Below are 15,654 nucleotides of genomic sequence, written 5' to 3' on the forward strand. Positions count from 1 at the left end.
GTTGCGCGCCGCGACACAGCCAAACACTCGCAGGACGGTGACGAACTTCTGAACTCGGCCAGGAGCCGCTGTTCACCATAGCCTCCACGTGGTCGTTTGAGCGGCTCTGCGCGCCCGAAACGGCCCCTCGCTCCAGGGAGCCCTGCGGCTTGCACCGCGAGGCGCAGCGTAGTTCCGGTGATAGGCCGCGAATTAGCTGGTCATTCCATTAACGCCAGCGGGAAAAAGAAATAGCCCGTCTTCAATGAAGTACGGGCCTCATCCAACCAGGAACAGCGTGTTTCTGTCAAAACATAGCGCTCTATAGTCCCGACGGTCGCATGCCGGCTTACAGCTTGCCTTCGGCGACGCTACCTGAAGCGCCGTCAGCGCGCGCCGATTGTGGTCCATGCGGATACGGATGAGAGTCCGGTTGACCTTGTTGGTGCGACGTGCATGCTCAGCCAACTTTTGCAGTTGCGCCCACAGGGCCGCAATGCGCGCATCCCTTCGGCTGATGAATTGCCCGGGAAGCGAAGAGCGAATGGCTGCTGTACTTCGGCGTTTATCGAGCGGAAGCAGCCACGAACGCGCCGGGGAATTGAGTCCATCACCCGTCGCTATTTAGTTCGAAAAACCGCATGCCGTCGTGGTAAGCACAAAACGCGGTTGCTCAACATCGCGAAAATCTGCGCATCGGCCAAAAGTTTGCTGTTTCACGCCACGCGGTCCGCAAGCCGCGCTACGGACCACTATGATCCACCACAGACGACGCAAAACGCGTGGCGAGCATGAGAGCGTGCAATGCACCACATGAAGTATGGTGTTTGGCGCTATGCCGCCGATCTACGACGGCCCAGAATTCAGACCCGCGAGAAAGTGCGAGCGTGATTAATTTCGTTCGTAGATATCTGGCGGCTTCGGCAACTTCCGTTCTTGCGGGGAGAACCAATGACCCACAGGGTGATTTTATTTCGAGGGCGCAGTATGCAATTGATTCGGACTACATTTAATCGACGGTCGGCGCTCAGGGCAATTGGAGAGATGAAGAACGCATGCGCAACACGCGGTGATTTACGGGGCTGTCACTTGGACGGAAAAACCGGACTAATTTCTTACTGAACGCCCGGCTCGGCCGGGGAACTACTGCGCTGATAGAAGGCCCGATAAGTCAACCTTAGACGCTCGATCAAGTTTGTTGCTAAGGGAGATGCCTATCGCAGATGCTTCGAGTCAAATTCCCCCTCATACCAGTTAATCGCCGCCTCGCCCCTTCCGGGCTATTTTATTTAGACATACGAATTGAGTCCGTCGAGGCGTAAAACCGTTGCGTCGTCGTACCGCAGTTGCGTTCGTCTCTCACTCGGTCTACCCAGCACGAATCTCGTGAACCGCAGGTTGCCTGGTCTTGTTTGCATTGCTCCCGCGCCTGCCTTTATGGTCAAACGCTTTCATCCATGAATCGCCGGCCGATATAAGCACGTTCATCGACGTAACAGTTGCCCAAGACCGCGACCTCCGCCGGCCCGCCGATGCAAAGGCAATCCCACTCGAAGCAGTGAGCTTCGAGGCCGTGCCGTCCACGCCACGCTTCTCGCCCGACGTTTGCGGCAAGTGCGTTGCTGAATTCGAGAGTTCTCACAATGACTGAATCGGGTTAAGTGCATGCCGACAGCGAAGCTCAATAGTGGTCGTTGGTTCAACGATGCGCATTTCTCTTTTGGCCTGCTATAACTTAACCAGTGCGCTGCGGGTGTCCACTGGCATCGTCGGATAGGGGATGTGCCGGCGAGTCCAGATGCTGGCCACACTAACGTTTACCGTAAGCCGTGCGCCGTGCGACCGGATGGGTGGCTTGCCTTGATTGCTACACGCTCAAGTCGGCTATTGCGTTGCGGAAAGCGCAGCAAGTGGACCACCGCCGGATTCAACGTCCTCATCGAGCCTTCAGGCGTTCGTGTTTTTCTGCACAACCCACGGACAGCCTGACGGCAACAGAACCGGAACAACGCCATGCGCTACATAGCGAGCGCGGAGTCAACCGCAGGCAGATAGGTGTTGCAGCCCGCTTCGACGAGAGCCGCGCGTGCGCGTTCGAGTTCGCGCCGCGCGGTTTCGCCAGAAGGGTCTTGCTGCGCGTAGGCGAGCGCACGGCCACGCATAGCAAACAGATCCGCCCACGGTAGCGGCTCGACGCGCGTGTAATCTTCGAGCGCGCAGACATAGCGCAACGCATTTGCCGGGTCGCCCGCAGCCAACATCGCTTCAATGGCATCGCGGTAAAACCACAAATGGTTGTGGCCGACCGCTCCGCATTGCAACATCGCGGCGCCTTCGGCAAGCAGACGCCTACGCTCGCCGTCGTCATCGACCGCGCGGCTCAGTGCGCTTACAGCCTTCGGCGCGCTGAACTGCGTTCCCACCTCGCGACAAATCGCTAGCGCTTCACGCAACAATTCGGCAGCCTCTCGCCGACGCCCGCTATCGAGCAGCACGCGCGCTCGCATTTCGATGTTCTGCGCTTCGAATCGACGCGCGCCCAGTTGACGGATGATCTGCAACTCACGATCGAGATGGACGAGCACAGATTTCATGTCGCCAATCTCATAGCTTGCAAAAACGCCAAGCGTTTCGCACAGCATCTGCGCACGCGGCTGGCCGACCAGCGCGGCAGCGTGTGCGGCGGCGCTTGCGTCTTCGCGCGCCGCGCGTGCCTCGTTGAGGAAAATCCGGCTGAAACCTGCCATCGAACGATTGGCAACCTCGATGCGGCCGAGGCCGTGTTCTCGACTCAACGTGACACACCGGCTGAAATGCTCGAAAGCGGTGCGCATGCGACCTTGTGCATAGGCGGCATCGGCGAGTCCGCCGAGCGCCCGCGCTTCCGCTTCCGGCAAGCCGAGTCGCTGGGCATGGGCGAGTCCGCGCTCGTGTTCGGCGCGGCAGTCTTCGATTCGGCCGAGCGGAAAGAGAATGTTGCCGCGAAGGTGATGCAGGTGCGCGAGTTCAGGAACCAGGTCCAGCCGTTGTGCGATTTCCTGGGCCGCGTCGAGCAGCGAGAGGGCTTCGACGAGGCCTTCACTGACTCTCAGCCCCTCGGCAAGGCCCAGTTGCGAGCGACAGAGAGCCGCTTCGTCGGGAGCGGCGGTCACGGCTGCCCGGTAGGTCGCGATCGAAGCGGCGATGTCGCCGAGGTCTCCTTGGAGTTCGCCTTTGAAGCAGATCAGCGCGTGACGATCCGTATCCCTTTGCGCGATCTGCAGACCTCGTTCGACTAGCCGGAATGCCGCTTCGGTGACGTAGGCCGCGCGTTGGAAGATCGCGGCGTCGAGGTAGGCGAGGGGGGCTCGCTGGTCTTCGGCGCGATCGAGATGCTGGGCGCGTAAAACCGGGTCAGTCGGGGCAAACCAGTCGGCGGCGAGGCGGTGCAGCTCGCGCCGGCGCGTGCGCAGGAGTGTCGAGTAAGCGCTCTCCTGGATGAGCGCGTGGGCAAACAGGAAATCTTCGCCTTCCGACAAAACGAGCGCGTTGGCGACGAGCGCGTGACAGTCGTACTCGGGTGCATCGATCATGCGCCGCAACAGGGCGAGCCCGAAGCGCTGTCCAATCACTGCAGCAGCCTGGAATGCCTCGCGATCACGTGTGCTGAGCCGGTCCATGCGCGCCAGCACGAGGCTCTGGATGGTCGCGGGGACCCCATCCTCGCTGCCTTCCTCGGCGTTGTGCAAAAGTTGTTCGAGGAAAAGCGGATTGCCGCCGGCTCGCTCGATGCAGGCACGCGCGATACGCCCGGTCGCTTCGATAAAGCCGCCGGCGAGACTCACCGCCTCGTCGCCGCGCAGCGGGCCGAGGTCGATCGTGGCGAAAGGCGTGCCGCGGCAACTGGCTCGCCACGCCGTATCGAGCGGATCGCCGTCCACGCGCGACGTCATCACGAGCAGCCCTGGCACGTCAGCCATAGCCGTCGCGAAGACCGCCAGATAACTGAGCGCCTGCGGGTCCGCCCAATGAAGGTCTTCCACGAGAATCAGGGTTGGGACGCGCTGGCACGCATCCTTGACGATCTCTGCGGCGACCGCCCGCTTCCCGCGCGTGCGCGCGGCGTTGTCCATCGCATCGTAAAGCGTGCGCCATTCGCCGGTCTGCGGCAGATCGAGAATGTCGTGGAGAAACATCAACTGATCGGCGCCAATGGCACCGGATGCCGCAGCTTGCGCAGCCGCGTCGCGCCGTTCATCGGCACTGGCTGCGAGCCGCAGTCCCAGCAGGCTGCCGACAACCGTGTGAATGGCATCCTGGCCTTTGCCCACGCCGAAGTCCAGCACGAGGCCTCGGTGGCAAGCAAAGCCCAGTGTTTCGACAAAGCGGCGCATCTCGTCGACGAGCCGCGTTTTGCCGATGCCAGCCTCGCCACGCACATAGACGAGATGGCCGGCCCGCTGATCGAAGCACGCGCGGGCGAGGCCCTTGAACTGTTCGAGTTCGGGCTTGCGGCCGACAAACACACTGCGGCTTGGCATGAGGGAGTCACCAGCGAGACCGCACAGACGCCATACGCGCACCGGTGAGTCGATCCCCTTGAAACGCATTGCACCGACAGCCTCGCTTGTCACGGAGTCTCCGAGCGCACGATGCACGCTGTCGGACAGCAACGTTTCTCCGGGGCCGGCCGCGGCGACCAGCCGGGCGGCAAGATTCACGGAGTCGCCGAGCACCGTATAGTCGCGAGCGTCGGCACGCTCCAACGAACCCGCGACCACCTCGCCGCAGGCAATGCCCACGTGCGCCCTCAGCGGCGGCGCTGCGGGTTCGTTCAGTCCGTTAAGCGCCTCATGAATTTCCAGCGCGGCGCGTGCCGCGCGTAGTGGATCGGTGTCGTGCGCGCGTGGCGCGCCGAAGATTGCCATCACGGCATCGCCGATGTGCTTGTCGATTGTGCCGCCGTAGCCGAGCACGATCCCATCGACGAGCGCCGTGTAACGCCCCGTCAACTCGCGCAACTCTTCAGGATCGAGCGTTTGGGACAGCGCGGTGAAGCCGCATAGGTCAGCGAACAGAATCGTGGCTTGCCGGCGCTCGCTCACAGGCGCATTCCCAGCGTGCGGCGGGACGCACGGAGCGGCGGCACGTTCATCGGCAATTGCCGCCAGCAGGCGCTTGCGATGGCCGAGCGAGGCGACGCCAAGCTCTTTGAGATCTGCGTCGTCGAGCTGCTTCAGCATGGCGAGATCGATGTCGTTCGCGGCAAATGCCGGCGCGTATTGTTCAAGGTCAAATGCATGCAGCCACTCATCGATATCCATCGCCGCCGCCCTATCCAGTCAATCGCGCCATCCGCTGCATTGACGCACGTGCTCCATCGCCGCTCGTTGTCGCGCAGCCTGTCGAGCCTGATGTCCGGAGCGCGCCGCCTGTACCAACAGATCATACGAATCGATGTGCAGCCCTTTGCCAGGCTGCGACTGTCTCAACGAACCCGTCTTCGAGCGCTCCAGACACAAAATACAGTGTAGATCCGGGGTTAAGCAAAGGGATGCTGGTTGTGAGCGGCGAGGCCAGATGCAGGTTAGGCCAACCCGGCGGTGTGCCGCAGTGCGTTTGACACGGCCAGCGGCCACGACGGATACTCATGTGGCAAGTCGGGCGCGATGCTGGGCGAGCAGGCATGCGCTATATGAAATCGTTCGTCATCCGGAACGATGGGCGACGGTCGAACCCGGCACGGCTCCAGCAATGCACGAATCGCGCGACCCAGGCGAGACTGCATCTGCCCTCATGGGGAAACACTGTGAAGCCCGCTACGACAGGTTCCTCACCCAATGTCCGCTCCGGGTCACGCATCACGGGCCTGGCCGGCGACCTGACGGCCGGCATGGTGTCGATGCTACTCATGCTCTGCTACGCAATGAGCTTGGGCACCATGATCTTTAGCGCGGATCTTGCCCGTTACGCCGAGCTTGGCGTGCCCACCGCCTTCATCAGCTGCGTAGTGACGGCACTCGTGATCGCCTTGATGAGTTCGATGCGCATGAACATCGCCGGACCCGACGGCAATGCGACGGCGTTTCTTGCCGGTGTTGCGGCCGGCGTCGCGAGCAGTGTGCGAGCCGACGGCGGTACGCCACAGACAATCCTGCTGACAGTGCTGATTGCCATCGCGTTGTGTTCGGTGGTGACGGGCATCATTCTGTACGCAGTCGGGTCGTCCAGGCGTAGCCGTTCGCTGCAATTCCTGCCTTTTCCGGTCGTCGGTGGTTTCCTTGCCGGGACTGGCTATCTCCTGCTGGCCGGTGCGTTTCGGGTCGTGACCGGTGAGCCGTTGAACGGGCACGCATGGGCATTGTTGACGCAGTTGAACTGGCTGACATGGTCACCTGCGCTGCTGGTGTGCGGGTTGGCCACGCTCCTGTCGCACACCTCGAAACACGCCGCTGTGCTGCCTGTCACGCTTGCACTCGGCGTTGCATTGTTCTACGTGCTCCTGTTTGCCGAAGGCCTGTCGATCGACGATGCACGCGACACGCGATTATTGCTTCCGCGCGTGGCACTGCATCCCATCAGGCTTCCCGACCTGCATCTGCCGGCGTTGCTGGCGCACGGAAGCATCGACTGGTCCGCCATTGTCGCGCACCTGCCGGAGACGCTCGTCGTCACGTCTATTTCGGCCATCACGATTCTCATGAATTCCACTGCGATCGGCGCAGCCAGCGGCGAAGACGTCGACCTGAACCGCGAGATGCGGGCGGCCGGCGTCGCCAACATCGCGAGCGGCATGCTGGGCGGCATGGTGGGTTACCAGTCGTTCAACCGCTCGATGCTCAACGCACGCGCAGGCGCGACAAGTCGTCTGGCGGGCGTGTTCGCGGCCCTAGGCTGTCTGTTCGTGCTGGCCGTCTCGCCGGACCTGGTCGCACTCTTCCCGGTGCCGGTGCTGGTCGGGCTCCAGCTCTTCATGGGGCTGCGTCTGCTGATCCAATGGCTGGTCGGTGCGTATCGCAAGCTCAACTGGCATGAGTACCTGCTTGTCCCGCTCATACTGTGTGCTATCGCGTTCTATGGTGTCGTCACGGGCGTCGTGGCCGGCGTGATTGCCGCCTGTGTGATGTTCGCGTTGCTATACGGTCGCGTCAGCTGCGTTCGTATGGAATTTGACGGCGGCACGCGCACGTCGAATGTCGAGCGCAGTATCGAGGCAACCGAACGACTTCGCGAACTAGGTGCACAGGTGTGCGGAGCGTGTCTGCAAGGCTTTCTCTTCTTTGGCACGGCCAATTCGATTTTGCAGCGCATGCGCGAACGGCTGGCCACGCGAGGGCCGGCACCCATTCGCTTCGTCATCCTTGATTTCGCGTCAACCAACGGCATGGACGCGTCGGTATCGGTCAGCTTTGTCAAGCTCAGGCAGTTGTGCGCGGCGAATGATGCGGATCTGGTGTTGACCGGGCTGCCCGCGCGATCGCGCGAACTGCTAGTGAAGACCGGCACGCTGAACCTGCGGATTCACGAGTTTGCGACGCTGGATGCCGGGCTGGAGTGGGTCGAAGACACGCTTCTCGCGTCGGATTCACGCGCGCTGTCTTGTGAAGAGGAAGACTTCCAGACGATGCTCGCGCCGCATTTCACTCCAGACGCGCTCGCAAGACTGCTGGCTCTTCTGGATGTTCTCGACCTGGGCGCAGGTCAGGCCGTGTTCCGGCGCGGCGACCCAGGGGACGCCATGTACTTTGTCGAGCACGGCCGTGTCGCCGTATTGTTGCCGCTGGCGGGCGGCGGGTTCCTCAGGCTGCGCTCGTTCGGGCCGGGTACAGTCATCGGCGAAATGGCGGTGTACACGCAGCACACGCGTAGTGCGGATGTTCTCGCCGAGGGGCCCGCGCGGGTCCGGCGTTTGACGCTCGAGTCGCTGCATGTGCTCGAACGCGACGATGCCGCGACCGCGCAGCAGTTTCATCGTTTTGTGGTCAAGGTCATGGCGTCGCGGCTTGCTGTCGCGGACGAGGCCTTGCGCGCGGCTCATTGACAGGCAGGGTGATCAGTGAGAACCGACAGCCACATCGTGTCCACGGGCGAAGGCGCGATCGGCGAGCCCGCGACTGCCCTTCAAGTGCTTTGGACCGGCCGGTTGAATCCGCCCCGGAAAGCTGACGTAGAAGTTGCGCCGCCTCGACGGGCCGCAACGGGTCCAGCTTGTGTGGAAACGGGTTTTTCACCGCTAAGCGAGCGATTGCCAATCAGGTCAATCTAGTTCGGCACAGACGCGTTGCACGATCGACCGTCGCATGCGCAACAAAGCCTCCTGGGGCTTTAGCTTTCGAGCATCTTCATGGCCTTCAATGTTCCCTGAACGCCGAGTATGTTCATGACCCGCTTGATGTTGTAAGCCAACACCTGAAGGCTCATTTCCGTACTTACCCGCTTGAGCGTCCTGGTCAGGAAGTGTGCAGGCCCCATCCAGTGCTTGAGCGTGCCGAAGACATGCTCCACGGTACTTCTGCGGATGGTCATGGCGTCTGGCTTCCGGTCGAGCCGGCGCTGCATCATTTCCAGCGTATTCTCGTGTTCCCACCGCCGAATTCGACGATAGTCAGAGGGTGAACATCGTTCCTTGAGATGGCAACGCGGGCACGCGCTGGGCCAGTAGACTTGCAGATTCATATCATGCTCGACAGTGGTGAATCGATGGATCGCCCGCTCGCCAGCAGGGCATCGATACGTGTCGCTTTTCGCTATGTAAATAAAGTCGGCCTTCGTAAACAGACCTTTTTTCCGGGATGCCGACGTGAGCGGTTTGGGAACATACGCGCTAATTTCATTCAGATCGCATGCTCTTATTTCTGGTCCGCTAAAGTACCCGCGGTCTGCAACAACCTTCAGCCTCGATCTGCCCATCGCGTGCTTCGCAGCTATCGCGACTTTGCTGAGTTGTCCATGATCGTTGCCGACATTGGTTACTTCGTGCTCGACGATCAGATGATGTTTCGTATCAACTGCTGCCTGAACGTTGTAGCCGACTATGCCGGAACCTCTCCCACTTGTCGCCATTGAGCGTGCATCCGGATCTGTCATTGACAACTGCTTGTCCGGCTGCTTTTCCAGCTGTTTGCTGATCTGCTTGAGCTCGCGCATCTGCTGGCGTAGCGCGGCGATCTTCTCGTACAGCCGGACAGTCTTCACATCGAATCCGGTAGGACTGGTGCGGTCCGCGGTTTCAATCAGGTCGAGATATCGCTGCACACTTTCCTCGATCTGCTTCTGGCGCTTGTCGATCTTGCCTGGCGTGTAGTTCCTGTCGCGGGTGTTTGATGCCTTGAATTTGCTACCGTCGATAGCCACCATGTCACTGGATAGCAGCTTGAGCCCGCGACACAGTTCAACGAAACGCCGACATACATTGCGGATCGCCGCGCCGCTGTCACGGCGGAAGTCCGCGATCGTCTTGAAGTCCGAAGCGAGCCTCCCTGTCAGCCACATCAGCTCGACATTACGTTGGCATTCGCGCTCAAGTCTCCGGCTCGACGGTATCCGGTTCAGATAGCCGTAGATATAGATCTTCAGCATCACGCCAGGATGGTAAGACGGCCGGCCCGTGAGCGCCGGAATGGAACCGTTGAAACCTAGCTCCACGAGATCAAGTTCGTCGACGAAGGCATCGATTACTCTCACCGGATTGTCCTGCCCGACATAGTCATCGACACATTCGGGAAGTAGTGCGACCTGCTTGCGGTCATCGCCTTCAACGAATCGCTTCATGAGTCACCCGGTCTCAGTGCGTTGATTCAGTTTAGGCGATCGATGTGTTTTCACACAGGCTGGGTCGCCTGCCGACGATCGACGTCACGCAGACCGGCTCGAAACGACATTCACGATTTTAGAAGCACGCCTGGATCGTGCGGAAACCGGGGCGTGAATGCATCCGGAATCGGAAGCCCGATGTTTTGCTTCCCGCGCTACACGCTGTTGCGCTCCGCACGCTGTGGCTCGACATCTTATGCGGCGCTCCTTAGCGAAGTGCAGCCGCCACGGCCTCGTCAATCTGCAGCGCAAAGCGCGCTTCGACATTGGGCACCGCGTAGCCAATCGACAATTCCAGATACGCGTCACCGAGCACCAACTGAACGAACGTCGCTGCCCGCATTACAGCAGTCGATTCGTCAAATCGCTTTCGCAGAATTTTCCCGGCGAAGGCACGCACGACCTTTGCACCATTTTCGTAAAACACCTGGCCAAGTTCCGGAAGACGCTCGGCCTCCGCAACGATGGCGCGGTAAAGCCGCAGATTTTCCAGCGTGATAAGGCTTCGTGCCAACACCCATCCCAACTCGCGCAACTCGACTTCGGGTGCGCCACCGGTTTGCTCGCCCTGAGCGCTGGCAAGCAGCACGCCCACCTGAGCGCACATCTCGCTGACGAGACCAGTGAAGAGTGCCTCCTTCGACTTGAAGTGACGGTAGACCGTCTGTTTTCCGACGCCAGCGGCCGCGGCGACATCGTCCATCGTTGCCAGGCCGAAACCCTGGCTTAAAAAAACGGCTTTCGCGCCGTCGAGAATGGCGGACCGCTTACGGCGTTGCAGCGGGCTCAGGTCGGGGAGAGGGGACGTATTCATGGCCGATAAATAACAGATCGTCGCGCAGTTGACAAGACTGGTCAGTCTCGTTTAGATTTGTCAAAACGAGACTGACAAGTCTCGTTTGTATGACTATTCAACTTCGCAGTCAATCAATGGAGAACGCTTTGAAACTGTTCATTACAGGTGGTACTGGCTTCATCGGGCAAGCGGTCGCGCGCAAGGCAATCAGCCTCGGGTATCAGGTGACGGCGCTGGTGCGAGACGACAGCTCGGCGGCTGCCGGCGCGCTGGCACGTCTCGGTGTGACACTGCATTCCGGCGACCTGCGCGAGCCACAGTCTTTCGCTGCGACTGCCGGTGGCGCTGATGGCGTGGTGCACACCGCGTCGACCAACGATGCTTGCGCCGCTGCTGCCGATGAGGCCGCAGCTGTAGCGATGCTTTCGCATTTGCGTCCGGGCGCAGCGTTTGTCTATACGTCGGGCACCTGGGTCTACGGCAGTACGGAAGGGGAGCCCGCGACTGAAGCATCGGCGCTGAACCCAACACCACTGATCGCCTGGCGGCCCGCAGTGGAGCACCAGGTGCTGGCGCTGGCAGCACGCCGCTCGATTGCCTCGATGATCCTCAGGCCGGGTATGGTGCACGGCCATGGCGGCGGCATCTTCGGCATGCTTGCCGGCATGGTCCGTCAGACGGGCAGTGTGAGAGTCGTCGGCGATGGTCGTAACCATTGGCCTGCCGTGCACGTCGATGATCTCGCCACGGCGTATCTGAGCGCGGTGGAGCGGTTGGCAAGCGGGGACGTCCGAGTCACCGGACAGATCTTCAACGTGGTTGCGGAAGAGGCCGTTGGCGTTGCCGAAATGGGCGAAGCGATCCGGGCCTCGGTGGGCGCCGACCGCGTCGAATTTTGGCCGCTCGACGATGCTCGCAAATCGCTTGGGCCATTTGCTGACGCATTGGCGCTCGACCAGGCGGTAAGCGGCCGGCATGCCCGGCGAGCTCTTGCGTGGGAACCCCACGGCCCTGGCCTGATTGCGGACCTCTCTGTACGGAATCACTTTCAGCAAAGCAACGGAGCATGACCATGACATGGAACGGTGTATCTTTCGAATCGATTCTCACGACGATCGTAGCGGTTCTGTTCGCGGTTGCTGGGGCGGTCAATCTCGCAGGACGCGGCGCGGTGAAGCGCGACTTCGCACGCTGGGGTTACCCGGCATGGTTCCGGTTGCTCTGTGGCGCGCTCGAACTGCTCAGTGCCGCACTTCTTCTTGGACAACAAACCAGAGTTTTAGGCCTAACGCTGGCCGGTGCGATCATGATTGGCGCGCTCATCACGTTGCTACGAAACCGGGAGCCGTTCCGGCATTTGGCGCCGGCGCTGATCTTCTCGGCTCTCATTGTGGTTACTATGGCGGTCCGCAGTTGAAGCCTCTCGCCATCAGGCGCGTGAGCCCGGTACGCGAAGCCTGGAACCCACATTGCCCTTGGCGAAGGTCCGTTGTTGAGAGCGGCGACCGTCGCTTGCGGGTCGCGTGCCGTCGGTCAATATCTCGGCGTAGGCGGCACGCTCATGCCGATCGAATGAGGCGATGATCGGCCATGAGCCGTCATTCGCCCGCCCGTCGCTCGGACGCTCAGATGTCAGCTCCGCCCCACCAAACGGCCATTCCGCTTAACCTGCCGCCGAGACGGGTCCGCAGAAATCCCCCTCCTATCTGTGCGTAATTCGCCTCACCGTACTGGTAATCAGGTCTACATAGAAAAGGTCCCCGTTCTGTCCAACTTTCAAATCCACTGGCCCTCCCTGCAGACCCTTTGCAAATGTCCGAGGCGTGGTATCCGGAGGCTGCATTGTCCAGATGCATTTCCGGAGAAGGTCGCCAAAGTACAGAGCGCTCTTGAACGGATGAGGATAGGTCGTGCTGGTGCCGTCAGTGAACCCGATGGCGGAGATCACACTGCCGTTCTGATCCGGGCCCCCGCCGGACGGCTTGGCGCCGCAACCCTTTCCTCGGCTGTCCTCGGGTGTAATGTAACTCTGATGAGCATACGCAAAGAACGGCGCGGTGACACCCCCCACGCTCCCACAATAGGCACTGCTCTGGTACTCGCTCTCAGGAGCCGGACCGAAGTTGTTATTGGGATCCCATCCTTCGAAGCACGGCCAGCCAAAGTTCTGCCCGGCGACGCTGACGTGATCAATGGCCTCCCAGGTGTTCCAACCCACATTGCCGACATACAGGTCATCCGTGTCGGGCATCCGGGCGAAACGGAAAGGATTGCGCAAGCCGTTTGCGACAACGGAAACTCTTTGGCTTGTGGTACTTGGGTTCGTTATCCGGAGAATAACGCCATCGCTGAAAGGCGAAACGCTCTGACTGCGAAATGCCCCCTGCGGCAGATTTGTACCATCGCCGCAAGCGCTATCTAACTGCCCGTAATCCACCTGGTCGAAGCTGGCGCCGTCGCCGGCACTGACATACAGGGTTCTGTTATCGGCTCCGAAGACTAAGGCCCCGATACTGTGAGACGTGTAGTAAAAGCACCACGTCTGATGGGTGGACCCGGCGGGGGGAAGGAGCTTCGTTTCGCCCGACACCGTCAAAAGCGAAAGTTGGCCGCGGGTCAGAACGTTTCCGCTACACGCTCCTGTAGCAGGAGCCGTAGTGTAAAGAACGTAGACATTGCCATCATTCTGAGGATCGATTGCAAGTCCAAGAAGTCCCCGGTCGCTATCGTTGCAGATTTCACTGCCAAGGTCGGCAAATAACGTGCAGGTAGGCCTCGCCAAATCACAATTCCAAACCTTGCCGCCCTTCTCGGCAACGAAAACCCTGGTCTTATTTCCGTTGAAACTTATCGCGGTCGGCTGATTAAGGCAGCCACGGTACATAATCTGCTCGGTAAAACCCCTTGGGAGGTTCGGTTGCGGCCTGGTGACGGAAGTGGGTTGACACGTAACCGACTGCGCAACAGCCGTGGCTTCGGGCGGAGCAGCACCCGGGCGAGCCGCGTGCGCCGCATTGGTCAAAAATGGCAACGTCAGCAGCAGTGCCAGCGCGGCAATTACGCGGCTTTGGAATAACCACTTTTCCATATGGCGCGACATTTTATCCTCCCGCACGGATCGAACCGCGAGGCAGCGCCACGCAACACGCGTGAATCGTTGGTTTTGACGCCGCAGATCATTCAATATTGGACCGTCCGCTCGCGGGCGGCGGACAAAAGACTGTCACCGCTCGCCACGCAAGTAACCTGAAGGGGCCGATGAGATGCAGCGCGGCACGCGCGCCCCTGGCAAAAACGCTGGATGCCCAAACCTGGTTTGTCGGTGGCGAGAAAAGCAACGCCGGCACTTGAGTCATTGCCCCACCACTGCGCTTTATTCACAAGGATGCGCGGCAGTGCGATCCTCTCGAACCAAACCGAAAGTTGTCGTGGCGCAGAGCAATGTCCGAATGGCCGCAGTGGGTCGAGACGACTCTTCGTCAATGACGAAAGCTGAGCTTCGCCGGCATCTAGTCGCGAATGTCGGCAAAGCGATCTGGAACGGCCGCACGTTTCCTGATCGGCCGCCGTCGGCTTTGGCCGAACAACGGTCCATGAATCGCTTGCGGGCGCGTTCGGCTTAGTCGTCTTCTCTGGGCGTCGACCTCAGTCGTGCATTGCGGCGGGTGGGCCCAGCGAGTACGACGGTCTCAGGGGGAGTTTCTGTTTGATGGCGTGTTGTCCCCAACCCCGAGTCCTCGTCACAAAGGCATCAAGGCGCGCCTGTATAGCCTGGGGAGAATCATCGATGGTTCGCGCGCGAGGTTTCTTTCGGCGCGCTGAGAGCGTTTCATATGTCGATCTTGCAAATTAACCCGATTTGGCGGCGGCGGAGCGTGCCGCGCGAGAACCGGTGACATGGGCAGCGAAAGCGCCAGCGATCAATGAGGTCGGCGGCCCTTTTATCCCGAGCGCCGCACGCATCGATCATGCAGCGTTCAGCAGACGTGCCTGATTATCTATTTCGCTGGTGCGAACCACTTCCCGTAGATCTGCTCATAGGTTCCATCCTCGTACATCGCGAGCAGCGCCTCGTTGATTCTCTTGCGCAACGGACTACCCTCGGCCACGGCAATACCGTATTTTTCCGGCCGGAATATTGGCCCGACAACCTGGAAAAAGCCATTGCCGCGCTTGGCAGCCCAGTACTGAAGGGTAGGCGCATCGTAGACGATGGCCTGCACGTCGCCTTGCGTGAGCATACGCATTCCTTCGTCGGCGGTCGTCACGTTGACAAAGGGCAAGCCGCGTTGAGTCAGGTAGTTTGCCGCGACGGTACCCGGCACCGTACCGATGGTTTTGCCGGGAAGATCGTCCGGACCCCGAATGGACGATTGCAGACGCGCGACGGTCTGCGAAGACGTGACCGTTGCCGTCAATTGGGCAATCAGCACGACGCCGATCAACCACATCGAGGGCACCAATATGCGTCGCCACATGTTGGCTGCGTCGCGTTCGCCGTGCTCTCCGGTTGCGATGATCAACATGGTCACCCATAGACCTTCGCCGATTGCGCGCACATACGGCTTCTGAAAATTACGGTCCTGTCGGCGCTCGATCAACCAGACCAGATTGGCGAGAAGGAAGACGATGGCGATCGCCACGCCCAGAAGCTCACCGATGAGCCGCCACGGAATTGACCAGAAAGTCGTCAGAAAACTGCTTTCGTTCTTCGTGCGGACGATGATCTGCAGGCCGGAGTCGAAATAGGGAAGCGAAAAGTCCACGATCTTTTCGCGCTCCGGCGTCATGGTGACAGCAGATATCGCGACATCCGCCTGACCGCGCTGCAAGGTGGGCAGCACATCGGCCCGCGCCGAAATCACTACCCATGTGAAGTCCACGCGCATGCGGCGCGCCACTTCGGTCCATAGGTCGATGCTGAAGCCTGCCGGCGTCGTGGTTTGCGGCAACACGAAGGGCGCGATCGGCGCAATCACGACCCGCAACGGACTGTCCGCGACCGAGGCCGTGATAGCCGCGCGCTCCACGGCGTAGCTGGGGTCCATCGCGGACGAAGCGAGCACGAGGGCACTCAATGTGAACGA

Annotated in this window: 9 protein-coding genes; 3 read left to right on the top strand and 6 right to left on the bottom strand. The window is 60.6% G+C overall.

The window, feature by feature from the left end:
• Nucleotides 1-258: 258 nt before the first annotated feature.
• Nucleotides 259-603, bottom strand: a complete 345-nt coding sequence (gene flgN, locus ACZ9H4_RS25795; protein ID WP_408152361.1) for a flagellar export chaperone FlgN — start codon at nucleotides 601-603, stop codon at nucleotides 259-261.
• A gap of 1,394 nt (nucleotides 604-1,997) precedes the next feature.
• A complete protein-coding gene (locus ACZ9H4_RS25800; protein WP_408152272.1) occupies nucleotides 1,998-5,282 on the bottom strand; it encodes an adenylate/guanylate cyclase domain-containing protein in 3,285 nt (1,094 codons plus the stop codon).
• Nucleotides 5,283-5,767: 485 nt separating this feature from the next.
• On the opposite strand from ACZ9H4_RS25800, the gene ACZ9H4_RS25805 reads away from it, so the two are divergent.
• Nucleotides 5,768-7,999: a SulP family inorganic anion transporter gene (locus ACZ9H4_RS25805; protein WP_408152273.1), complete on the top strand. Its 2,232-nt coding sequence runs from the start codon at nucleotides 5,768-5,770 to the stop codon at nucleotides 7,997-7,999.
• Nucleotides 8,000-8,283: 284 nt separating this feature from the next.
• On the opposite strand, the gene ACZ9H4_RS25810 is transcribed toward ACZ9H4_RS25805, so the two are convergent.
• Together ACZ9H4_RS25810 and ACZ9H4_RS25815 are read right to left on the bottom strand one after the other, a co-directional pair.
• On the bottom strand, nucleotides 8,284-9,729 hold the full coding sequence (locus ACZ9H4_RS25810) for an IS1182 family transposase (protein ID WP_408152274.1): 1,446 nt from the start codon (nucleotides 9,727-9,729) through the stop codon (nucleotides 8,284-8,286).
• A 250-nt stretch (nucleotides 9,730-9,979) separates the two neighbouring features.
• The gene (locus tag ACZ9H4_RS25815) at nucleotides 9,980-10,585 is read right to left on the bottom strand and encodes a TetR/AcrR family transcriptional regulator (protein ID WP_408141255.1); all 606 of its coding nucleotides are present in this window, start codon (nucleotides 10,583-10,585) and stop codon (nucleotides 9,980-9,982) included.
• Nucleotides 10,586-10,713: 128 nt separating this feature from the next.
• Here ACZ9H4_RS25815 and ACZ9H4_RS25820 point away from each other — a divergent pair, with 128 nt between their 5' ends.
• Both ACZ9H4_RS25820 and ACZ9H4_RS25825 read left to right on the top strand, forming a co-directional pair.
• A complete protein-coding gene (locus tag ACZ9H4_RS25820) occupies nucleotides 10,714-11,637 on the top strand; it encodes an NAD-dependent epimerase/dehydratase family protein (protein WP_408152275.1) in 924 nt (307 codons plus the stop codon).
• 2 nt (nucleotides 11,638-11,639) lie between these two features.
• Nucleotides 11,640-11,984 carry a DoxX family protein gene (locus tag ACZ9H4_RS25825; RefSeq protein WP_408152276.1) on the top strand — a complete coding sequence of 115 codons (345 nt, stop codon included), beginning with the start codon at nucleotides 11,640-11,642 and terminating at the stop codon, nucleotides 11,982-11,984.
• A 285-nt stretch (nucleotides 11,985-12,269) separates the two neighbouring features.
• Here ACZ9H4_RS25825 and ACZ9H4_RS25830 read toward each other — a convergent pair whose 3' ends face one another.
• A complete protein-coding gene (locus tag ACZ9H4_RS25830) occupies nucleotides 12,270-13,667 on the bottom strand; it encodes a PQQ-dependent sugar dehydrogenase (protein WP_408152277.1) in 1,398 nt (465 codons plus the stop codon).
• 898 nt (nucleotides 13,668-14,565) lie between these two features.
• A complete protein-coding gene (locus ACZ9H4_RS25835) occupies nucleotides 14,566-15,546 on the bottom strand; it encodes a transporter substrate-binding domain-containing protein (RefSeq protein WP_408147176.1) in 981 nt (326 codons plus the stop codon).
• Nucleotides 15,547-15,654 lie beyond the last annotated feature (108 nt).

Source organism: Paraburkholderia sp. TE9906 (assembly GCF_056279605.1).